Origin of the sequence: Enterobacter cloacae complex sp. IR5418, assembly GCF_049238105.1 — a bacterium.
Classification (GTDB): Bacteria; Pseudomonadota; Gammaproteobacteria; order Enterobacterales; family Enterobacteriaceae; genus Enterobacter; species Enterobacter hormaechei.
The window spans coordinates 13,650-35,099 of the sequence record NZ_JBMKHS010000034.1 but is presented as its reverse complement, the minus strand read 5'-3'; the positions used below and the strand labels follow the sequence as shown (position 1 = coordinate 35,099).

The 21,450-nt window shown below is 41.4% G+C and carries 19 protein-coding genes; 4 read left to right on the top strand and 15 right to left on the bottom strand.

The features are described from left to right. Positions 1-48: 48 nt before the first annotated feature. The gene (locus ACOTX7_RS19990; RefSeq protein WP_001151875.1) at positions 49-561 is read right to left on the bottom strand and encodes a hypothetical protein; all 513 of its coding nucleotides are present in this window, start codon (positions 559-561) and stop codon (positions 49-51) included. Between the two features lie 11 nt (positions 562-572). Next, positions 573-1,610, bottom strand: a complete 1,038-nt coding sequence (gene parM / locus ACOTX7_RS19985; RefSeq protein WP_000818954.1) for a plasmid segregation protein ParM domain-containing protein — start codon at positions 1,608-1,610, stop codon at positions 573-575. A 363-nt stretch (positions 1,611-1,973) separates the two neighbouring features. On the opposite strand from parM, the gene ACOTX7_RS19980 reads away from it, so the two are divergent. The 4 genes from ACOTX7_RS19980 to ACOTX7_RS19965 are packed head-to-tail and all read left to right on the top strand — an operon-like array spanning position 1,974 to position 4,654. Beyond that, entirely contained in the window at positions 1,974-2,921 is a 948-nt protein-coding gene (locus tag ACOTX7_RS19980) for a metallophosphoesterase (RefSeq protein ID WP_085013661.1), read from the top strand. Continuing rightward, positions 2,918-3,754, top strand: coding sequence for a hypothetical protein (locus ACOTX7_RS19975; RefSeq protein WP_000700976.1), 837 nt, complete (start codon positions 2,918-2,920; stop codon positions 3,752-3,754). Before ACOTX7_RS19980 ends, ACOTX7_RS19975 begins: the two co-directional genes overlap by 4 nt. Then, the gene (locus tag ACOTX7_RS19970; RefSeq protein WP_000598517.1) at positions 3,747-4,268 is read left to right on the top strand and encodes a hypothetical protein; all 522 of its coding nucleotides are present in this window, start codon (positions 3,747-3,749) and stop codon (positions 4,266-4,268) included. The genes ACOTX7_RS19975 and ACOTX7_RS19970 overlap by 8 nt, the downstream gene beginning before the upstream one ends. Continuing rightward, a complete protein-coding gene (locus ACOTX7_RS19965; protein WP_000815011.1) occupies positions 4,265-4,654 on the top strand; it encodes a hypothetical protein in 390 nt (129 codons plus the stop codon). Before ACOTX7_RS19970 ends, ACOTX7_RS19965 begins: the two co-directional genes overlap by 4 nt. Positions 4,655-4,715: 61 nt before the next feature. Here the strand turns inward: ACOTX7_RS19965 and ACOTX7_RS19960 are convergent, their stop codons facing one another. From ACOTX7_RS19960 to ACOTX7_RS19900, 13 genes are all read right to left on the bottom strand, one after another. After that, positions 4,716-5,720, bottom strand: a complete 1,005-nt coding sequence (locus tag ACOTX7_RS19960) for a ParB family protein (RefSeq protein WP_001278838.1) — start codon at positions 5,718-5,720, stop codon at positions 4,716-4,718. Then, a complete protein-coding gene (locus ACOTX7_RS19955) occupies positions 5,717-6,970 on the bottom strand; it encodes a ParA family protein (RefSeq protein ID WP_001050364.1) in 1,254 nt (417 codons plus the stop codon). The genes ACOTX7_RS19960 and ACOTX7_RS19955 overlap by 4 nt, the downstream gene beginning before the upstream one ends. A 1,128-nt stretch (positions 6,971-8,098) precedes the next feature. Continuing rightward, a complete protein-coding gene (locus ACOTX7_RS19950; RefSeq protein ID WP_001371949.1) occupies positions 8,099-8,260 on the bottom strand; it encodes a hypothetical protein in 162 nt (53 codons plus the stop codon). A 2,548-nt stretch (positions 8,261-10,808) separates the two neighbouring features. Further along, on the bottom strand, positions 10,809-13,490 hold the full coding sequence (locus ACOTX7_RS19945; RefSeq protein WP_000387412.1) for a TraC family protein: 2,682 nt from the start codon (positions 13,488-13,490) through the stop codon (positions 10,809-10,811). A gap of 8 nt (positions 13,491-13,498) precedes the next feature. Next, positions 13,499-14,449: an IncHI-type conjugal transfer lipoprotein TrhV gene (gene trhV / locus ACOTX7_RS19940; RefSeq protein ID WP_001022588.1), complete on the bottom strand. Its 951-nt coding sequence runs from the start codon at positions 14,447-14,449 to the stop codon at positions 13,499-13,501. Positions 14,450-14,458: 9 nt separating this feature from the next. Then, positions 14,459-15,211: a protein-disulfide isomerase HtdT gene (gene htdT / locus ACOTX7_RS19935; protein WP_182911723.1), complete on the bottom strand. Its 753-nt coding sequence runs from the start codon at positions 15,209-15,211 to the stop codon at positions 14,459-14,461. 118 nt (positions 15,212-15,329) lie between these two features. Further along, positions 15,330-15,812, bottom strand: coding sequence for a hypothetical protein (locus ACOTX7_RS19930; protein ID WP_000377632.1), 483 nt, complete (start codon positions 15,810-15,812; stop codon positions 15,330-15,332). Positions 15,813-15,819: 7 nt separating this feature from the next. Next, the gene (trhB, locus tag ACOTX7_RS19925) at positions 15,820-17,175 is read right to left on the bottom strand and encodes an IncHI-type conjugal transfer protein TrhB (RefSeq protein WP_000351841.1); all 1,356 of its coding nucleotides are present in this window, start codon (positions 17,173-17,175) and stop codon (positions 15,820-15,822) included. Beyond that, a complete protein-coding gene (htdO, locus tag ACOTX7_RS19920) occupies positions 17,165-17,626 on the bottom strand; it encodes a plasmid transfer protein HtdO (RefSeq protein WP_000521242.1) in 462 nt (153 codons plus the stop codon). The genes trhB and htdO overlap by 11 nt, the downstream gene beginning before the upstream one ends. 1 nt (position 17,627) lies before the next feature. Then, a complete protein-coding gene (locus ACOTX7_RS19915; RefSeq protein ID WP_000592092.1) occupies positions 17,628-18,899 on the bottom strand; it encodes a TraK domain-containing protein in 1,272 nt (423 codons plus the stop codon). Then, a complete protein-coding gene (locus ACOTX7_RS19910; protein ID WP_000783153.1) occupies positions 18,899-19,687 on the bottom strand; it encodes a TraE/TraK family type IV conjugative transfer system protein in 789 nt (262 codons plus the stop codon). Before ACOTX7_RS19910 ends, ACOTX7_RS19915 begins: the two co-directional genes overlap by 1 nt. Positions 19,688-19,698: 11 nt before the next feature. Next, positions 19,699-20,049: a type IV conjugative transfer system protein TraL gene (locus ACOTX7_RS19905; protein WP_001447770.1), complete on the bottom strand. Its 351-nt coding sequence runs from the start codon at positions 20,047-20,049 to the stop codon at positions 19,699-19,701. A 17-nt stretch (positions 20,050-20,066) separates the two neighbouring features. Then, the gene (locus ACOTX7_RS19900; RefSeq protein WP_000423602.1) at positions 20,067-20,420 is read right to left on the bottom strand and encodes a hypothetical protein; all 354 of its coding nucleotides are present in this window, start codon (positions 20,418-20,420) and stop codon (positions 20,067-20,069) included. Positions 20,421-21,450: the final 1,030 nt, after the last annotated feature.

The window sequence follows — 21,450 nt, the reverse complement described above, 5'->3', positions numbered from 1 at the left end:
GGGAAGATGCGTGATCTGATCCTTCAACTCAGCAAAAGTTCGATTTATTCAACAAAGCCATGCACCTGAAGAAAGTGGGCTTTCAGATGGTATAGAGGTATCGCTTCCCTCATTTTCAATCTTCACACCAAAGCAGGCATGTTCCTTTTGTACAAGGAAGGTTTCTTTTACAGAAACAGAATCCTGCTTTGAATTATCTAATTGTAGAGGTGTTAAATACTCCTTAAACTTTTGATCTAAGACATTCTCTAGCAATACATTAATAGGAGGCTTAGGTTCAGTATCTATAGTATTTCCATCATTCAGAAACCTATTAAGATCTGCAAGTGTTAATCTTTCGTTTAAACCATTTATAAAATTTGCCAAGTCAGGAAATAAATTATTTAATACCAACCCGGTACTAATAGCCGACCTAATTAAATCCAGTTGGTCACCCCTATGACAAAGTTCTGTTTTTTTCAAGAAACTATAAACATAGGGTGCTTTTCTTTCGGATATCCAGAAAGACCGGATCTGAATCCGGTCGTTATCTGCCTTATTTGAGATAGGGTATTTAGCCATGTTCTAGCTCATTATTCTGAATAAATAGTATCAGCAATTGCCAAAGATAATGCGAACTGCGGATTGTCTACCATGATAACTTTAGCCGTTTCAAAATGTTTACGAATAGCTGTTTCGATGAGATATGAACCTCCCCCAACAAGGAAAACATTATGAGGCCTCTCTTCGACTTGTGTAACCGCTCTGATTACTTTACTTTGCAACTTCTGTACCGCAGAGTTTACCGCATCAAAAACACCGTCACGCTTGTCCTCTGCAACCTTCAAAGCTGATTTATCATGACGATTATCAACAAGATGATGAATGTAAGCATTACTCGTATTCAGTTTCTCAGATTCAAGATACCTGCTGATCTCATCGTAAACAATAGAACAACCAATACGGTCAAAACCTTTTACTTTCGAAATCTGTTCTAATTGCCCAGTAATACTTGCAACATCAAGAGTAGTACCACCAAGATCAATTACCAAACTTGATTCAAATGAAGCAATATCCTCAATTTCATCTGCCCGGGTCACAGCTGGTAAAGATTCAGGGAAAACAGTCACAGACAAAACGTTAAAAGAATAGCGTTTACCGTCAAGATAACGCTCTACTGGTTTCATCAGATTATCTTTTTTTCTCTGAATATTTTCAATATTCGTTTCCCCTAAAGCAGTATAGAACTGGCTAAGTGGTAAAGTAACAAAGAGGTGAACATCCTGAGGAACTAAACCAGAAGCATGAAGTGCATGGTGAACATTTAACCGGCTAATTTCATCGTATTGGTGAGATACATCAGTCGATTCCAGTGAGTTACTAGATTCGCTGTGATGCGAAAACCTTTCCAGCCCATCAATAAGATAGTTAAAAGGATTGAGACCCTCATGGCGAACACGGAAATCTGGAACAAAACTATTTTGTGTAAGCAAGGGAACTAATTCGTTTCTTTCATTAAGACAAACCAGTTTTGCAGCTTTACTTCCATCATCGACAACGATTTTTAAAGCTTCAGTGATATCCTGCACTGATGGTGAAACAGGACTTTCAGATTTTAATAGTTCAGCCATAAAAACTCTCTTTTATTAATAGGACCATATTAGATATTAACTTTATACATTAATGGTGACCTATTATCAACATTAACACTATTAAAAAAATACGTAAGTCTATGTTATTTCAGCATCCTTCCATTTTAAATACCTTACCGTTAAATTTCCTGTATTCATGTATTAACCATGTTTATAAAGGAGCCAATTATAATCAGAAAGTTACTTTGCATCCTAAGTATGAACTGTTTGAGAGCCAGGACTGGGGCCTTTACCTGTAAGTAACAAAGGTCCTTAGGCTTAGAATCCAAAATGACGCCTTTTTGTAAAAAAATCATAGTTCGAAATACCGTATCATCGATGTAAACATACGTAGAGGAATTTATGGCAGCTGAGCACGTCCAAACTATAGACCTTACAAACTTCTCCGGAAGGATTTTCTTTCTGGCAGATCCTCATGGACATTACTCTGCGCTGTGCAACTTGATCCAATCAGTTACAAAGCCAGAAGAAGAGATAGTAATTTTCTCTACTGGAAATTTGTTTGACTATGGGCCGGAACCCATAGAATTGATGAAGGCGATAAACAGTGGCTTTTTCGATGGACGTTTTGTGAGGCATTTCTCAGCTGCCGGAGCCGGAGAAGAAATGTTAAAAAAATTGTTACCATTAAACAAAGACCGGAGAACATTTTACCCCAGCACATACCTCAATGAGAGATGGTGTGTAATGGGCGGAAAGTGGCATAAAGCTGTGAATCGTTACTATTTAGAGGAAGAGGTAAAAAAACTTCTTAATACCCAGCTTGGTACGATGATGCAGATTTTACTAAAAGGCGATATAAAAATTGGGGTTTGCCCTTCTGATTACGCCCCTATCCGCACATCATTCACTGATACTTATAATGCGCTTCAAGCATTCAACTATGCCAATGTGAATATTTTTCAGAGCCAGTTTCTATTCGGTATGGACCATGCCGTAATACCAATGATGATAAATGACGTCAACCTTATGGTCCTAGGTAGGAATCCTGTAAACAGCATTCGAAAAGCCCATGGTCGTACTCAAAACAATCTTCCAGTACTGATCGGTAATTGTTTGCATATAAATACTGGATCACTCTATATGTCAAAATTAGAAGACCAGGTAATAGTTGCTCCGGGTATACCGCAAACTGACTCACCAGCACTTACATTAGTAGAAATAATCATGAAGAACAATCCAGTTTTATTGTGTCATCAGCTAATACAAACAACAAACAAGTTTTATTCACTTAAAACCTATCCTTTAGAACTCGATTCGATTGAAAACAACATTGAGGTAATAAGATGAAGATAAATTGGAAGATTATCTCAATTTCAACATTACTTTTGCATCTTCACGCAGCAGCTGCACCACATCAAGAGAAAGAGCATAGAAAAGATGCTTTTTCTTCTGCCGCACAGAAAAGTGATTCACTTATATCTGCTAAAGCGGAGCTTATAAACGGAAGGTGGTTTATAAATGGTAAATATAGGCCTGTTCTAAAGACCAGCATGACCAAAACCAATTTCTTAGAAATCATGAATGTTTCAAATAAAGAATCACTTTTTATTGTGATACCAAAACTTGAGTATAATATCATTGCCAAAAATAAAATCTTACTAAATGAAAAAATTGCATTAAGCGAAGGCACATCCGGAAAAAGCATTGTTTGGGTCGAGCCAAAATCAAGTCTAACTATATCGTTTATAAATGACCTTGCTAATACGCCCCTTCAGGCTATCGTTTCGATCACAAGAAACAACAAAGATATAATTGCCATCTTTGGACCGGATCAGGGTAAAGGGTTTACTCTTCCCGGAAATACGTCTAATGATCAAGTGTCCGTTCCTGACTATTCTGACCTAAATATAAAAAAACTTAACATACCTCAAAGTGTTGGTAATCCAGTAACCATCAATCCTAAAGAGAAGAATTACCTCTTAGTTGGACAAGGAAAATATGAAATCTTATCTCTTCCTAAATATCAACATTTAGTATTTTCTGAACCCGTTTATATTGAGAAAAGAAAAAATATCCTCGGTGGTTATGGTTATTGGACGAAAGAAACAATTCTCTACCCCGGTGAATCATTATCTTTTATAACGAGCGCCAAAAACAATCTAAGGAAGCGGGATGATTAAAGTTATCACACTTTTATTGTTTGCATTACTGACTGGTTGTCAGTCAGTAGAAAGTAAAATCGAAGAACTCCCGACAGTTGGTTTTGACCCTATTCTATACAATAAAAGTGAGGCCTTTACTGACGGAAAAGTTACTTTACGTGTCGAAAGTTCAGGAACTGATGTTTGGCTTGTCGCCAAGAATGGAACCAGAAGTTTTATTGAGCTTTCAGGCCTAACGCTAGGTGGTAGTCGTTGTGCTTACAATGCCCGTAGTAAGCAACTTTTGCCCCCAGGCAGCGTAAGCACATTCGTAGTTCCTACGGTTGGAATGCTTGGACTTTGCTTCAACAATGAAGATCAACTTATGTTTATTAACCGTGCTTTTAGCAGAATCTCTCCCAAAGCAAAAGGAAAAGATTCGCTTTCGCTTTTATTTTCTGTTAGTTACGATTTTCCCGGAAAAGCGGACCTAATTACTAACCACGATTTTCAAGAGTTATATCTTTTATTTTTGAATGAGGATAATCTATGAAACAAACATTAATTGTTATTTTAATATGTTTTTGTCACACGGCTTTAGCATATCCATACCGTATCTATACTGTCCCGGAAGGGGCATTAGTAAAAAACATACTAACTAATGAATATCTAGGAAAAACCCCTGTGGTTGTGGACGTGAGCAATACCGAAGCTGGTTCTACTTTTGGGATTTCATTATTTAGACATGAAAATGTTGCTATAAAGATTTTTACAGTAATGCCTTCAGCAGAAAATAATTTTGCTGTTTCTGGACCTGACGTTGCAACTATGTCATTGCCGGGAAAAGCACCTTTAAACGTAGTAAATGATGGGAATGGCGCTTCTGTTCATATAGAACTAAGACCTTATATGTCTGAACCTGCGCACACCCCATATTAATATAACAAGAAATTAAAAATATAAATCATATGAACTGCATCATAAAGATGCAGTTCAATATTTATTCTGATACTTTTAATTTTTCTTTTATGAACTCCTCTAGTTCCTTAATAAAACCCGCATTTATCCTATTGAATTCAAAGCGAATTTTTCTACCAGTATTGTTTTTACTGATTCTTGCATACTTATCTTTGTTATCAAAAGTAATAAGATCACTTGTTTCCCATTTTGTGGAATAAGTTTTTTCACAAACACTTTCCACAGATTGTGTGATTTTTTCCATTACAACTTTTTGAGCAACCTGGAGATCTCCAATGTCTAAATCTTTTGTTTCCTCTTTAACATTATCTATTACTTCATCTAAAGGAAATAGATTTTTTTGCACATATTTCTGTAAACGAGACAAGCGACTATAATAGGAGTTCGGGATTCCTTCATAATCCGGGAATAAAGAGATCAATGTTTCGTCAATACGGGCCGCCTGGATTCTTTTGGCTACCGATACATGACTAATCCCAAGATATGCTGCGAGTTCTTCATTAGTAGAAAATCCTTTTTCTTCCATTTTTTTGATAAATTGAAACCCAACTTCTCTATATGAAAATTTTCGAGATGTTTGTGCTGCGGATATAATTGAATTTATATCATCTTCGGTTAGTTCATCCGGAAGAACCCACAGGGGGAGATCCTTTTCTGCCTTTATACAGCAGAAACGTCTGCGACTTCCTTCTATTAATAAATAAACCCCATCTCTTTTTACAGCGATCCCTTCGGTATCGACCCCTCTTTCTTCAATCTGCTTAAGAATATCTCTAACAGAATAATCTGTAAGGGCTTCTTGATTTCGTGGGTTCGCTGGATGGACTAAGGTCTCCTTCTCCACTCTCTGGGCTGGAACAATCACATGTTCCGCTTCAAGTCTCCGGCCCTTATGAAGAGTGAATAACTTTTTTATGCGAGGTGCTGTTTTCAAACCCGCAAGACCTGAACGGTGACCGACTTCTGTCCGCTTTGGTGCGTTTAAATATCGAGATTTATCATTCCCGATATGTTGCTCATCGCTCATGCGTTAACTCCTTGCTTAGCTGAAAAACTTTTTATTTCATTTATAAATTGCTGATATACCTGTAATACAGATTCTTCTGCGACATCAAGCTGCTTTGCGGAACAAAGTTCCTCTGATTTTTTGATATCAAGCACTGTACGCCCTTTGGAAGCAGCTGCCTTAAATGCTTCAGAATTTTTTATGTTAGCGGACATCAAAAGGTCCTGAACAGTTCTGATTAATTTATCCAAAACTATTCTTTCATATGGACTTTTGTCATCTACATTGACAGCAAGAACTTTGAACCATTTTAAATTGTCGCCCTTACTTGGTGATTGTTTAAACCTTTCACTTATTGTAAGCATGAAGTCTGTAGTAGAGGCGTAATCATATTCACGTGGTGACACTGCGACAAGAATCCCATCGGCCGCTTCGTCAGCAGCCCAGATCAAAGGTGAATCTTCAGGTGGAGTGTCTATAATAATCAAATCATAGTTCTGCTTCAGTACCGGTAAGATAACTTCCTTGAAACGTAGTAACAAAGACGTACGTTCTTCTCTAGAACATTGCCAGTATTTATCTTTAAAACGAGCATCTGTCGGAAAAGCCGTTATTACGTCCAAGTTTGGCAGATGCGTTGAAAAAGGCATATTAGTGATGATTTCTTCTTCAGAGAATCCTGAATCTAAATATTTTTTATACTCAGAATTTTCTTCATAAATTCCAAGGATTGCATCAATTGCTGTAAGGAAGACATCATCTTCTGAGACACTTTGAATCATGCTGCTTCCAATCGAACCTTGTGGGTCCCATTCGATCATTAATACACGTGCATTGAGTTGTAGATCTAAAGCAGCTGCTACTGCTAAAGCTACAGATGTAGTGCTTTTCCCTGTACCGCCTTTATGATTCTGAGTAACAATAGCTCTGCTAAAGTAATGATCGCGGTACTTGGGATAACCCAGGGCATCCATTATTTTTTGAACATCCCAGCGGGTGTAAAGATGATTTTTGTTTTGATAAATAGGTGCACCAACAAGTTCTTTTTCTTCTAAGTCCGAAAGTATTTTATTGAACGTTACTCGTGACTTCCCAAAAAAATCAGAGAGATTTTTTTTATTCAAACAGTGGTTATAGATCAGTCTATCAACACCATCAACACTATCATCAGAAACAGATACTCTTGATGAAGCCATCAGAGATTCCTTTAGAGAAATCTGCTCGCTTTTCATGCGCTGACCAACGAGGGCGATCTTTTCAAGTAAATTCATGGTTATGACCTTTTTGCACTGAAAACCGACTTTTACGCATATATGTAAACTTTACGTATAATGCGTCCATTTCCTTGTTATGCGTACAATTCTATCCTTAGTTTCAATCTTAAGCTAATGTTTGTTTACTTTTTTATGATTTTTTGTGAGCTTAACTTGCAGATGTGAGCTCAGACTCTCTAGTCCATACCTAATGCACAACCTGTTTAAACCACGATTCTTGTCTCCTTCTCTACGCTTTGAAGTTAAGAGCTCCATTAATGAATCTTCACGCCTACCCTATTTCTTGCTTAGACCCTAAAATCTATCTCACCGGTGTGCTGATATACGTTTCCTAACTGTGAACCGTTGTCGTCAGTCCAGTCTAAAGATATGAGGTGTTAATCTCTTGAGGAGGCACACTACGAATTATGGGAGCAGAGTTAGCAACCTCACCCCGAAATGAAACCCAACTTAAGGAGGCAACCCCAGTGTGGAGATTAAGGGGGTTAAATCTGCCAGCGGCTGACAGTGTCCCAGCTGCTGCTCAGTCACACCACGCCCTGATTTAATCCCCTGCCCGGTATTGTAATGACCGAAAAAAACCCGTGCACTGGTGTCGGCAGACCGGCATGCATGAATATGACGTTAATCTGTATCAGCAGGCACTTTTCGCATAATGGGAGCAAGTGATAGCAACGCCGCCCAGAACGGAATGCCAACATCAGGACTGAACCCAAGTTTGGCGATTAAGGGGGTTAAATTTGCAAGCGGATGACAGTGCCCCCAGCTGCTGCTCAGTCACACCACGCTTGATTAAATCTCTCGCCAGGTCTTGTTTTGACCGAAAATAGCCCAAGCACTGATGTCGGCAGACCGGCATATAGGAATATGACGTTAATCTGTATCAGCAGGTACATTTCGCATTATGTGAGCAAGTGATAGCAACCCAGCCCGGAACTGAAGGCCAGCATGAGGACAGAACCCCAGTTTGGCGATTAAGGGGGTTAAATCTCACAGCGGCTGACAGTGCCTTCAGATGCTGCTCAGGCATACTACTCTCCCTGATATAATCTCCCATATGTTCTTGAGATCGTCGGAAATCGCCCATGCACCGGTGTCGGCAGACCGGTATGCAGTAATGTGAATTTAATCTGCATCATCAAGCACATTTCGTATTATGGAAGTAAGTGTTAGTAAACCAAAGCCCGCCCAGAACGGAAGGTCAACATCAGAACAGAATCCCAGTTTGGCGATTAAGGGTGTTAAATCTGCAAGCTGCTGACAGTGCCCCAGTTGCTGCTCAGTCACACCACGCCCTGATAGAATCTCCTGCCCGGAAATGTGATGACCGAAAAAAGCCCGTGCACTGGTGTCGGCAGACCGGCACGCAGGAATATGACGTTAATCTGTATCAGGAGGCACATTTCGCATTATGGGAGCAAGCGATAGCAACCCAAGCCCAGAACTGAAGGCCAGCATCAGGACAGAACCCCAGTATGGCGATTAAGGGGGTTAAATCCGCCAGTGGCAATAAGATCCCGAGCGGTGTTTAAGAAATATTTCCCGAAGGACAATCTTCCGCTCGTACGATGAATATAGTGTTCAACCCGGGAGAGGGATCACTTAACCTGCTTAGCCTAAATCTTACGTCATTCTCTAAACGGAGTTTAAGCTTAATGGTCCTGAGAAAGTTAAAAGGACTACCCATAATGACGGTTTGAGATGGCGAATAAGGGTTTTTTCTGCCAGCGGCTGACATTGCCCCAGCTTCTGCTCAGTCACACCACGCCTGATTAAATCTTCCGCCAGGTCTTGTTATGACCGAAAATTGTCCGTGCACTAGAGTCGTAAGACCTGCATACAGGAATGAGGCGTAAATCTTTATCAGGTGGCAAGGTTCGCATCATGGGAGCAAGGGTCTTGAACTGGAGGTTAACATCATAAAATCCCAGATTGGCGATTAAGGGTGTTAAATCTGACAGCGACTGAAAGTGCCTTCAGATGCTGCTCAGGTATATTACACCCTGAAAAAATCAAGCATCTGTGCTTGCGAATATCGGAAAAGGCCATGCACCGGTGTCGGCAGACCGGCATGGGCAATGAGACGTTAATCTGTATCAGCTGGCGCATTTCGTATCATGGGAACAAGTGTTAGCAACCCTCTCCAGGACGGAAGGACACTATCAGGACTGATCCCAGTTTGGCGATTAAGGGGGTTAAATCTGCCAGCGGCTGACAGTGCCTTCTGATGCTGCTCAGACATACTATGCACAGATATAATCACCCGTCCGTCCTTGTGATTATCGGAAAAGGCCATGCACCGGAGTCGGCAGACCGGTATGCAGTGCTGTGACTTTCATCTTTATCAGCAGGCGCAGTTCGTAGTAAGGGAGCAAGTGTTAGCAACCCTGCCCAGGACGGAAGGACACTATCAGGACTGAACGCCAGTTTGGCGATTAAGGGGGTTAAATCTGCCAGTGGCTGACAGTGCCTTCTGATGCTGCTCAGACATACTATGCACAGATATAATCACCCGTCCGTCCTTGTGATTATCGGAAAAGGCCATGCACCGGAGTCGGCAGACCGGTATGCAGTGATGTGACTTTAATCTTTATCAGCAGGCGCATTTCGTATTAAGGGAGCAAGTGTTAGCAACCCTGCCCAGGACGGAAGGACACTATCAGGACTGAACGCCAGTTTGGCGATTAAGGGGGTTAAATCTGCAAGCGGATGACAGTGCCCCAGCTGCTGCTCAGTCACACCACGTCCTGATAAAATCTCCTGCCCGGTAATGTGATGACCGAAAAAAGCCCGTGCACTGGTGTCGGCAGACCGGCACGCAGGAATATGACGTTAATCTGTATCAGCAGGTACATCTCGCATTAGGGAGCAAGTGATAGCAACCCCGCCCAGAACTGAAGGCCAGCATGAGGACAGAACCCCAGTTTGGCGATTAAGGGGGTTAAATCCGGCAGCGTGAGTAAGTGCCCGTGCTGTGTTAAAGAAATATTCCCTAAGGACAATCTTCCGCTCGGCCTTTTGTATAAAGTTGTCACCCCGGGAGCGGGGATCACTTTACCTGCTTAGCCTAAATCTTACGTCAATCGCTATCCGGAATTTTAGCTTAATGGTCCTGAGCAAGTTAAAAGGGCTACCCATAATGACGTCCCCAGATGGTGATAAAGGAGTTAATTCCGCCTTCGGCTTACAGTGCCGCAGCTGCTGCTCAGCAACACCACGCCCTGATTAAATCTCCCGCCTGTCCTTGTGATGACCAAAAATAGTCCGTGCACTGGCGTCGTAAGACCGGCATACAGGAATGAGGCGTTAATCTTTATTAGGTGGCAGGATTCGCATCATGGGAGCAAGGGCCCTAGAACTGTAGACTAACATTAGAAAATCACAGTTTGGCGATAAAGGGGGTTAAATAAGTTAAAAGTCTTCGGTGAGCAAATTGGATAAATTTTCAGAAACCAAACCGTTAATAATAAACTTTTAGAAGAATGATTAAAGGATATTAAGTTTTGTATGCAAAATGACACCAGTGATCTGTTTTCACTAATAATGCCGCGCTACTTTGATTACCTTTGGTAAACAAAAATGTAATTTACGTGATTTTCATCTTATAATGTCAGTATTGAAGTTATAAATTTTGTTTACTTAATGCGTACACAACCTAACTGCGATTTGTATTTATGTCACTGTTTTTACACCACATTAATTATAAAACCAAAATTTGCAGCACAGTGATGAACTCATTAAGTCACAACCTCATTTGTTTACTTAAGGCATACAATAAAAAACCAGATTCTTATGAGACATCTGGTTTAATTATTTTTGCTTGAAGATATTTACTCTACGCGGCCAAACCCGCTGCTACTTCTTGAGCATAGAGAATTTCTATTGCCTCGCCATAGCTACAATTCTCGCGGCTTTGAATTTCCCATAATTTACTCCTGTCAGCACTATCCGTAGTAAAACAAAGCTCCATTTTCCGGTCTACGTATAACCGACAGATCTCTTGGAAGTTTTCGAACCTGACTAACATCTCTGAAAACACCTTTTTGACTGTACGAATATTTTTCATACGTTCATATTCTGCATCTGAAGTAGAAAAATATTTATTAGCCTTCATTGCTTCAATGCTTTCTTTTTCTTGTTTCATGATTATCTTCCAAGGCGAGTTAGCAGTCAGGGCCCGGCCAACAGAAGAAGTAAAATAATCTTCAAACGACTGTGTGATACAGATGCCAGCGCAGTTTGTTTTCCTGAACCTACGCCATGCCGCTTCGAGGAAGGAAGAGAAGAATTGGTTTGATTGATTTCCGGCACCTGATGAATTATCAGGACGAATGTACTCCCATGCTTCATCAAGGATGAACAAGCGACGACGCCCATCTTTTTTGATGAACATTGCATGCTGAGCAGCCTGAATGATAGACATTAATACAACTGTCTGAAGGTGGGGGGTGCCTTTTAGCTCCTCCAGTTCCAAAACAATAAATCTGCTGTCGAAGTTGATTGGAGGCAACGTATCGGTAAACCGGTGCCCATAAATTCCACCTTCGCACCATGCTCCGAGTTGCTCCCCAATATCCTTTATACGTTTGTCTTCATGCTTCTTGCAACGCAGAGCAAAGCCGGTTATTGAACCGGTCCGACCTGATTTTCTGGATTCTTGGTACTCTTCTGCAATAAGCTGAAGCATCACTGATTGTTGATAATCATCGATAAGGCCTTTCTCTGAAGCCATAATTTTTAGCTGATTCAAAACCATTATGGTCTGAGCAACTTTGTCTTTTTCTGCATCGTTTGAAGTTGATTCACCGGTAAATTCAGGTGCTTCGTTAAATACATCGTCGTTAACAGTGATGTCAGTTAGGAAGGCAAAGGGATTTAGGGTGAAGTCAGGGGTTTTACCGAAATCAATAAATTGACTGTTTGTATATTGTTCCGCAATCCCCTGGTAAGAACGGCCCACGTCCACAACAAATACTTGAGCACCGTCAGGATCATCATCTGGGTATTCGTTTTCTAAAAAATGCTTAAATGTTGAGCGATAATGAACGAGGTTATTAGATCGCGGTCCAGCTCCAAGATAGTTATTGATTAGATATGCTGTCCAGAATGACTTCCCTGCACCTGACGTTGCACCAATAACCATGTTATAGCTTGCAGAAGTCTTGAAAATATCAAGTCCCATGAGTTGACCTTCACGAGAAACTAAACTCAGTACTGGTCTATCTGTATTACCTTTCCAGGGCCCAAAGATCGGTGTCATATGAGCCGCTCCGGTGTTGCTCACTACTTCGGAACGGTCAAGGTCGAAAATTGTCTTTGGGTCATTGCACATTGGCAGACATGACATAAATGACGGGAAAACGATAAAGGAATCATCTGCTACTTTGACCCGGCTTTCGAGGTAAAAGGATTTGAGATCGTTAGCTGCTGTCTGCACAGAATTGGCATTACTACCCATAACAGTGAAAGTAAGATACCCTCTTAAAAGCTTTGCGCCATCCTCAAGCTCGCGAGTTACGGCCATGTAGTCATTATCCATATCCCGCAGGCGAGGGCAGAATGTGACAACTGAAGGTATACTTGCCTGTTTATTAGTGATTGCTTTGTAGCGGACGTTTTCTTTTGACAACTTGAGCGGATCGGCAAACTGAACAGTCTGAGTGATCATAAATGGGCTGAAAATTGTCTTACGTCCATGCATCCAGTTAACTACTAACTCATACATACAACCGAAATTGACGTATTCAGGAAACTTTACAACGGAAAGTTGTTTGAAGTAACGATGCTCAGATTCGTCGTCACTTTGTGTGACTGATGAGAAATGATTTTCTGTGACTGTATACTTACGGCCGGGAACGTTAACTTGTTCATTAAGCCTTTTCATAGTGTTAACGTCTATGAAACCTTCAGCCCACCGGGAGTTCTTTCCGGGGTTTACGACCTTATCTATACAATAGAGCCAGTTTTCTGCATCGACCTTAAACGGATGCAATCCAATCGTAATTAACTTACTTACAAGTTCAGAGTAAAGTGAATCGATACGCGAATGTTCCAGCTCGGTAGGAAGGGCAGACTGTAAAGGAATCGATAGCGAGATCCATACCTGAAAATCCCTCAACATAAGGTTATCATGATCAGGTTTTAAAGGCTTATGCATACTTCTGTCGTAGTAGTCCAACTGATAACCATTAAGCAGATCTGCTTTAAGCTTATCGTTCCCAGTCATACGCCCACCTCGCACAGCTGACCAAGCACTAAGCTGTAAAGTCAGGTCTGGCAATGCAGTCAGAGATATTTGACAGACAGTATCTGTAGGGAAATCCATTTTGAACATTTCAGCAAGAACATCTTGCTGATTATCAAAAACTCCAGGGGATGGATTACAGATAAACATAAACCCTAATCTGTTGCCATCAATCAAAAAATAGTGAGTCCCTGCTAATTGATCGTAAACAGGGATAAACCCACCTAATTGATGGCGATTTAAACCGCTATTGTAATTATTGATAGCTTCCATATTTGACCTTACAGTTGTCTAACAATGCCGTTCGAAGAGACAGCTTTAGTTGCTTTTTGTTGCTGCTGCATATTTTCCCGGGCCGCATCCTGTACTTCTAAAGGAACTATGCGAGCTGGGTTTGAGGTCGAATTCTTGCCAGCAATCCATGTTTGCGGTTTTACGTTGACATAAACGTAGCCGGGAAGATTAAGCGCATCGTTATCATCGGTATAAGGTGCAAAAGTAATTCTCATTACTTTCCCCTGTTGCAGAACAGCAAGTGGTTCAGGAGCCACTACAGCTTGTTTATAACCTTGCGAACGGTATTGCTGGATCTGCCCAGGGTTGAGAGTCGGGTTAACGGGCTGGCCATTGTAAAGAGAGTACATATCCTTACCAGGGCTGATATCAGAATTAGGTGCAACGTAGCGTGGGGCATTTCCAGCAGAAACCGGATAGCTTGTTTGTTTAACGACTTCCGCAGCCGGATGAACGAAAGGGTTACCAGTTGAAGAGGCAGTGCTATAACTGCTAGTCATCCTTACGTTTGAATTAACCGGTACACCAGAAATAGGCCGTGGTCCAATGGATGAAGTAGGGGCACCCATTTTTAAAGTTTTATCGTACATGACAGGTAACTGACCAACTGGCTTAATTTCGGTTTTTGAATAAGCCACAGGCTGATTTTTAAGGGTAGTAGACTGTGGATATTTGACTTCCCCTGGAGGGCTAATTTCAGTTGGATAACGGCTGTCATTGACAGCCGATTTCTCCTTTCCCGATTCCGACTCTTCCCCCGCCAGTGCAGACAGATCATCTCGATTATTAGTTAACTCCATAACTTCGCGAGGACCTTTACAGATAACGCCCTTTTCAATGCCTGGACATTCGGATTCGGAACTACCGATGGAGCACCCCGTAAGATATGAGGATGTACCTACAACCAGAGCACTGAGTACCAATCTTTTGATGTTCATAAACTAGCCTTAATTTGTCTCAAATGGATTTTTTAAGAGAGGTTCAACGCTTTGGTTCAACCAGTAGTCGAAATCTTTTGGAATGCCATTACCAGCCAAACCATCCTGTCTGACAACTGAAGGTACACCCTGCAATTTATAAATTCCTGCGAGCATCAATGACGCTACCAAAGGTTCCGCCGGACATTCTTCTGCTTCTTTTTGAGAGAGCAATCTTTTTTCAATGTCGGATTTGCTTCCCATTAGCCAACGAAGAATATCGAGGTTGTTTATTTTTCCTTTTTCTTTACTACACCAGAGCCTTCTAAGCTCTTCTTTTGGCTCACCGGGTGAGGGAACTAAAACAATATCTATCCGATACTTGTCCCGATCTGCATAGAATTTCTTAACAAGTTCCATGCAACCGTCACAATCAAGTGTTATGAAAATGGCTGCTTGTCTTTTAAGCTTTGAATTTCCCAGAGGAATGGACGCTACAGTTTCCAGAGGGAAGGGGGCCTCATCAAGACTAATAAAATAGGAATTCCTGATTTCTTCTACAGTCAGAACAGGTTTACGTTTAATTACATCAACAAGGCTTCCCCCAGTAAGGGAGTATCGGCCATCGGTCGTTACTGCCATTAGCTGCGAACGTTCGTCCTGAAAGAGGTATAGCCCACCAGAAGGAATGTATATGGCATCCTTAGGTTTATATCCTTTCATTTTTGATAACACACCCGAGATCTGACTGGGTGAAACGCCACCTTCCTTTGCCTTTGCCATTAACGCAGCAGCATCACTATTAGTTAGGACCTGCTCTGAAGCATAAGTGACCGTATTCGCCATAATGGCGAAAGCCGCCATTAAAGGGAAAAGTAACTTTTTCACTATTGGGTGCCCTCTACTTCTTTGCATTATAAGAACTTGATTGTACCGCTTCAGAGCTATCTTCAAGTTCCATATAAGTGACGATTTCAACACTATCCGGTACAGTAACGGCAAGCGTTGCATCAATAATTAAATAGCCACGGTCACGGTAGATCTTCATTAATGTTCTGAAATATTCTTCGAATTGAGATCTATCATTGTCAGCAGTACGGCCTCCGTGATGCTTGAAAAATTCCTTACGTAATTCAGGCATGTCAAGCACTGCAATCTTGTACGAAGGCTGGGATTGTTTATTGAAGTAATCGTAAACATTCATAAAGCCTTTATAACCATAAATAATGACCAATACGGCAAAGGCGAAGAAAAATAAATACTTCAATATTTTTTCAATATCAATTTCGAAGGTAATTTTTTTTGTTGTCCTTTCTCGCACCATTTTTTTAGTGATTTCAGGTCCAGCTGATTCAGGCGATTCTTTTTTTTCTAAACTATCCATTTAAACCTCAGCGACTGGTCAGATTCGTTGGAATTGTAGTTCCGGTCTGAACGACAAATGTAATAGCTCGGCCAGGGCTAATTTCTACGATTGGCCACTGTTGTTCTGCAATTGCGGTGTAGTAATCGACGAGTCGATTAAGACCACCTTGAGCTGCACCAGCCCCGGCTAATGCCCCAAGTGCACCAAAATTAGGGGACTGATACTGAGCCTGTGAATTAGGGTCGATGTTAAGTGAAGATACCTTACTGGGACTTAAGCTACCGGCAAGTGAAGAAAGTCCACCGGCAAATGCAGCTCCTGCAATTGCGTTACCATTTCGGCTGATAAGCGTGCCTCGGATCCCATTTTTTCCGTCATTTTCACTTACAGCATATGCTTCCAGTTTTACGTCAAAAGCTTTCCCTTTTGAATTAACACAAGAGATAGAAGTGGCACGTATGTAAGCACGCTGTGACGCCAGATCACCAACAGCTGAACCCAGAAGGTTACAGTCACGCAAATCCATGGTGAAATTATTGGGCATGATGACATCTTTTTTAATACGCATCGTTACTGGCATTGGTTCTGATTTGGAAGAAAGGCTTGTAGGCGCTTCAAGCCCGGTAATCAGAACACCAGTGATAATAGATGTTGCCGGAAGAAACATTTCATCTTTTCGGGCAGCATGCCGCGCTTTGCTATCAACTGGCGCAGTACCATCACCTCGTACAGTCCGAGTTGGCGCTTTATCTCCTGCAATGACCTCTCTGCCTTCCTTGATTCTGTTTTCAGACACGGGCATAACCTGAATGACACCATCGGTACCATTAGTCTTAATGGAACTTTGTGTGATTGTTCTCATTGGGCTATTACGCGTAGGTGTGATAGAAGCGTAATTAGGGTTTACGCCATTAATCGGCGCATTAGCATTAAGCTGATAAGGAGCTGCCGGTGCCTGCTCATTAATCGTTTTACGCGAACTACCAGCATCCAAGTTACGATTGCCGTTTCGATTTGTCTGCATATCATTAATTTGCTGAGACAGCTGCTGAAGTTGAGAAGTTAAACTTGCAACTTGGGCTTTAGTTTCCTGTTGGGCTTTTTCTGCTTTTTCGCGGTCCTCTTTCGCCGCATTTTGGTCAAGTCGGTTTTGCTTAACCATTTCTTTATATACTTTCTGGCTTTCTTCATTACTCAATTTGTTCATTTGCGAATCATCTAACAACAAATTGGTCTGCATGTCTTTTTTCTGTGTTTTCTTTTCTTTCTTAACTGGTGTGGAAAAAATAGACTGGCTAATAATATAAACAATCACTACCAGCAGAGCGCCAATAACAGAAAGTCTGACGGTCTTATTTTCCCAGGCCTTTTTAATGTCCATGATTAGCTCCACTTGTAGGTTTCTGGAATCGTTTAATTTTTAGATTTCGTTCGCTGTCAGACATCTGAGGAACGATATAGGGTTCACCTGCTCTGGCCCAGTTTTCACGAACAGATGGATGATTCATTTCAGCTTTATCTATCTGGCTCGTTCTAGATATTTCATGTTTGTAATTAGGTTCCAAAACGTTACTTTTGTGATAGTCAAAAGCATTCTCCTCATTAATATTGCCCTCTCCTACAAATTTATCAATAAGAGTTGGATCGTTCATTATTACTGTCTGAACGGGAAAAGCGTTACTGCCATCTTCGATACTAATGGGTGCGTCCGGAACGATTAATACACTCCTTTTTGGTATATATTCTGACCTGTAGTAAAAGCTGGTTAAAGCAAATACGACAAAACCAATCACGGTGGCCCCAAGCAGAGCAGGCAAAGTAACTTTTCCCATATTATTTTCTGATTAGACTTGGTCTGGTTGTAACCCGGGCCTCGCGTTCCTTGAACAATTTATCCCGGACTATGTAAAGCTCTGTTTCTTCTCCCGGTTGCAGGTATGCTTTATCAAATAAAGCACTTGCAATAACGCCTTCTGCCATACACTGCTGATCAGCAACGATTTGACCGTATGGTTTATCGTTTTTCACAAGAATTACATCAATAAGTTCACGTGAGCCAACCAGTCTCTGACCGAGCTTTGCATACATATTAAAGTTACATGGTGACTGCTCTGGCGCAGGAATACGAGAAAGTCGGTCCTGTTGTAAACTGAATCCTGAAGGGACCTCACCAAGAGCCACAGGAGTCAATAAATCAATGATTCTTTGTTTATGATCGTCTTGTTTTGGATCCGTTGGAGCCAGTTCTTCTGACTGGGAGCGGGCCAACATTTCCTCATAGTTTTGCTTATCCAATGAGGTTTCACGTTTGGCTTGCATAGATGGGCTTAAAGATGTAGTAACTGAAATCATCGCACCGGGAACATCAAGCGGTACCAGGGTCAGGTTATAGGTCGATTCAGGTACCTGATCTTCAGACAACATAATCCCGATTGGTTTATCGGTATTAGTTGAAATAAAGACATCGCCACCATTAACAAATATGCTTGCCTCTTCAGCAGGGGTAGAAGTACTGACAGAAGCATTCTTGAAGCTGGTCGATATTCTGTTTTGAAGTCCTCGTGAAACTGGCAGTACCACATTCCCACCAGGCGGCACATTTACACGCTGAACTTCTTTATATCGGTTACGAGCTTCGACATAAAGTTCATCGGCTTTTGACGTGGCGGTCGCATTGGTTGCATTCTGCTGGGAAGAGGTACCTGTTGGTCTCCCATAGCTATCAATTGCACCAGATCGGGTCTGTGCGTCAAATCCGGGGAGACTAGGATTATTTGATAATGCTCCAGTAATAGCGCTTACCGCAGGCGAAGCATTGCTGGCTGGGGAAAGTTGCACGGTAGGGAGATCAGTTGTAGGTTTTTGTCCCTGCGCATTACCGGCTTCACTAAGGTTTGTTTGTGCACCTGACTGTTCAGAACCAGCTTGACCCGGAATAATGGCTTTTGCAGCTCCATTCTGAAATCCGTCAGCACCAACTGGCATTACAACCGGGTTATTAATTGTTGCTGGCAATTGGTATTCTTCAGCGATTACGCAGTTCGAAGTCGTGAGCATGATCAATGCTGTAATTGCGTTGAAGCCTAAGCCCTTTTTTTTAATCATCACTTGTTACCTGTAGACGGTGGCGGATTATCCAGCGTTGCCAGTTGCTCTTTGCCGTTTATCGTAATTTTTTTAATATTCGGTGTTCCGGAATATTGATTTACATATGCAATTCTTGGGCGACCATTTTTCATCCCGAGAACCCATTCATAAGTCCATTTCGATGATTCAGTTTTGTCCGGAACATTTACAAGTCGAGTCGTTTTGGTACCCCAGACATAGACCATGTCATTTTTTGGATCAAAGTAAATATCATTAGGCTTAAAGGTCTGCTCAACACCACGAGCCTGCATGATATTTATCTGCTCCTGTAAAGACTCACTCGTTTTAGCCTGTAGTTCAGGTGAAAGGGCATCGAGGACATAGGCCGTCACAAAGGAAATATTAGTTGGATTAATATTCCCTAAAAGGGTACTAAAAAAGAGAGCCCATTGTGTTTTATAAGATTCCGATGCTTTGTTACCAACAACCGTGATCTCTTCATTCATGTTTGGAGGGGTAACAATCGTCACTGGGTCAGTGAAAAAAAGAATCTTTGCAACCAATAACCCAATGACGGCTATTGAAACAGTATTAATGCGGATAAGTTTTGTATCACGATTAATCAGGGCGCTGTATGTAATTCCAGCACCTGACGCTTCAGCTTGTGGGCTAAATCGTTTTTTAATGTCCAAAAAACGTCCCTTAGCACTTTCATCTTTCTTTACGTATGACTGTTCAAGATCACCGTTTTCATCCTTTTTAGATTTTTTGAAAAAAGGGATGTTAATGCCACTTAGCATTTTCATTCATAGCTCCATCAAGAATACAAATCTCTGATAAATGGATCGTTGAAATAACGGCTACTAAAAACTGCTTTACCTGGCAAAAAACCGAGCCACCAGAGTTTGTGTTTTAGCAATCCTCTTATTCCTGACTCAGCTGCTTTGTTATACGCAATCCAATACACAACCGCTGCTACAACAGAAAACCCGAAGCATTCGAAGATATTCCCAAATGCAACCAGAATGAATGCAAGCCCTAATTTTTTGGCATCCCAAAACAAAATCAGTAGAGGCATGTTGATCCTGAAAGGGAATCTATAGGTATGCTGAGGAACGTCGTTCTGCTTACTCATTAAAAATCCAGAGAGGGGGATGAACCCCCTCATGCATGATTAACAATAAATTACAGCGGTACGCCAGCATCCATAAAGGTGCTGATAATTTTCTCGCCGTTGGCCATTACCAGCATCATGAATAATGAAACCAGTGCCAGGCCCGGGTTAGGCTTAAGGACAGAGAAATATACGCTTGAGATCAACATCGCGGCTGCCAGAATTTTGCCCGGAGCTCCAGTCATACTTTCACTCATGTATGACCAAATATCTCCCAGTGCCCCATCATCTGAACCCGCATATGCCAGACCGCAAAAAAGCACGGTCAGCAGAACAAACAAAATCACTTTTGCGCTTTTTGTTTTAAAAAGTGCAGCCGTGTTAGATTTCTTTTCACTAAGGCCAATATTTAAAGAAAGTTCCATAATTACTCCGTGTAGATTTGAGTTCACGTAAACGCGAATGAATAATACTTTTTTATTCCGATCCTTCCGTTCGCATAAACCCCCTTTTTTTAACGTTTAGCGATTGGTGAATTTTTAAGCAAAGGGCCTAAAGCATAATCTTTGAAAGGTACCAGTGAACGCTTAGTAAAAGTTTGAAAGAGGGGAGGGGGTAAGATTACGTTAAGCTCAATCCTGAAGCTGATGAGACTCCTCAAGCATAAAAGTCACTTTTGATGGTTTGAAAAGCTCTAACTAGATATCGGGCAGGTAACTAAGCTTCATATCTAATCTTTTTTGTTCCCTTATTATCTATCTCTTGATTCTGAGAAGGCCGCATATCACTGTGCTCCCTGGTTCGGCAACTATCAGTTGGAGAAACTACATACAATCCTCGGGCCGGTGCGTCATTCATCTAAATGCCTTTTACACCTCTGGGCGTGAGTGGGACTTTGTCTTGTCCATACGAACATCATTCATTCGAATGCTTTTGGCCAATGCTATTTAAGCAAATGCTTTCTGGCTGAGTCCTTTTGCGAATGAGTCTTTGATATAACTGCATGAATTTTGGGTTGTTTGGTGTACTAACAAAACAAAGGCATTTCTTTGAATGCCATTGGAGTTGTGATGCTTCTGATATTTTTTTGATCTCATATCAAGCACATAGTCCTTCTGATGCCCAATGTCATAGATGTCTTGGACCATTCTCGCTCTTAACAAAGCTGAACTGTGTGTCATTCGACCTAATGCCATTCACCAAAATGCCTTTTTATACCACTGCATAGCTATGCTCGGGATACAGTGGCAAACAAAAGCATTTCAATGAATGAATTTTTGGGATACCGACATCAAAAGCATTTGTATGAATGTAAGAGGCGTAATCCACAAAAGGCATTCACGTGAATAGAGTGCGCACGAAACCATCTTGCTCAACGGCATTTAATGAATGGGCTAGCATGTACGCTTGAGTCAGAAAGGCATACAGATGAATAGTCAGGAGTTCGTTTGAAAA

What these genes read in the sequence shown, in the direction of transcription:
- ACOTX7_RS19980 (WP_085013661.1), top strand. Translation starts at nt 1,974, where the DNA reads ATGGCAGCTGAGCACGTCCAAACTATAGACCTTACAAACTTCTCCGGA.
- htdT (WP_182911723.1), bottom strand. Translation starts at nt 15,211, where the DNA reads ATGGCAAAGGCAAAGGAAGGTGGCGTTTCACCCAGTCAGATCTCGGGT.
- ACOTX7_RS19970 (WP_000598517.1), top strand. Translation starts at nt 3,747, where the DNA reads ATGATTAAAGTTATCACACTTTTATTGTTTGCATTACTGACTGGTTGT.
- trhV (WP_001022588.1), bottom strand. Translation starts at nt 14,449, where the DNA reads ATGAACATCAAAAGATTGGTACTCAGTGCTCTGGTTGTAGGTACATCC.
- ACOTX7_RS19945 (WP_000387412.1), bottom strand. Translation starts at nt 13,490, where the DNA reads ATGGAAGCTATCAATAATTACAATAGCGGTTTAAATCGCCATCAATTA.
- trhB (WP_000351841.1), bottom strand. Translation starts at nt 17,175, where the DNA reads ATGGACATTAAAAAGGCCTGGGAAAATAAGACCGTCAGACTTTCTGTT.
- ACOTX7_RS19905 (WP_001447770.1), bottom strand. Translation starts at nt 20,049, where the DNA reads ATGAGGGGGTTCATCCCCCTCTCTGGATTTTTAATGAGTAAGCAGAAC.
- ACOTX7_RS19930 (WP_000377632.1), bottom strand. Translation starts at nt 15,812, where the DNA reads ATGGATAGTTTAGAAAAAAAAGAATCGCCTGAATCAGCTGGACCTGAA.
- ACOTX7_RS19960 (WP_001278838.1), bottom strand. Translation starts at nt 5,720, where the DNA reads ATGAGCGATGAGCAACATATCGGGAATGATAAATCTCGATATTTAAAC.
- ACOTX7_RS19990 (WP_001151875.1), bottom strand. Translation starts at nt 561, where the DNA reads ATGGCTAAATACCCTATCTCAAATAAGGCAGATAACGACCGGATTCAG.
- parM (WP_000818954.1), bottom strand. Translation starts at nt 1,610, where the DNA reads ATGGCTGAACTATTAAAATCTGAAAGTCCTGTTTCACCATCAGTGCAG.
- ACOTX7_RS19975 (WP_000700976.1), top strand. Translation starts at nt 2,918, where the DNA reads ATGAAGATAAATTGGAAGATTATCTCAATTTCAACATTACTTTTGCAT.
- htdO (WP_000521242.1), bottom strand. Translation starts at nt 17,626, where the DNA reads ATGGGAAAAGTTACTTTGCCTGCTCTGCTTGGGGCCACCGTGATTGGT.
- ACOTX7_RS19955 (WP_001050364.1), bottom strand. Translation starts at nt 6,970, where the DNA reads ATGAATTTACTTGAAAAGATCGCCCTCGTTGGTCAGCGCATGAAAAGC.
- ACOTX7_RS19900 (WP_000423602.1), bottom strand. Translation starts at nt 20,420, where the DNA reads ATGGAACTTTCTTTAAATATTGGCCTTAGTGAAAAGAAATCTAACACG.
- ACOTX7_RS19965 (WP_000815011.1), top strand. Translation starts at nt 4,265, where the DNA reads ATGAAACAAACATTAATTGTTATTTTAATATGTTTTTGTCACACGGCT.
- ACOTX7_RS19910 (WP_000783153.1), bottom strand. Translation starts at nt 19,687, where the DNA reads ATGAAAATGCTAAGTGGCATTAACATCCCTTTTTTCAAAAAATCTAAA.
- ACOTX7_RS19915 (WP_000592092.1), bottom strand. Translation starts at nt 18,899, where the DNA reads ATGATTAAAAAAAAGGGCTTAGGCTTCAACGCAATTACAGCATTGATC.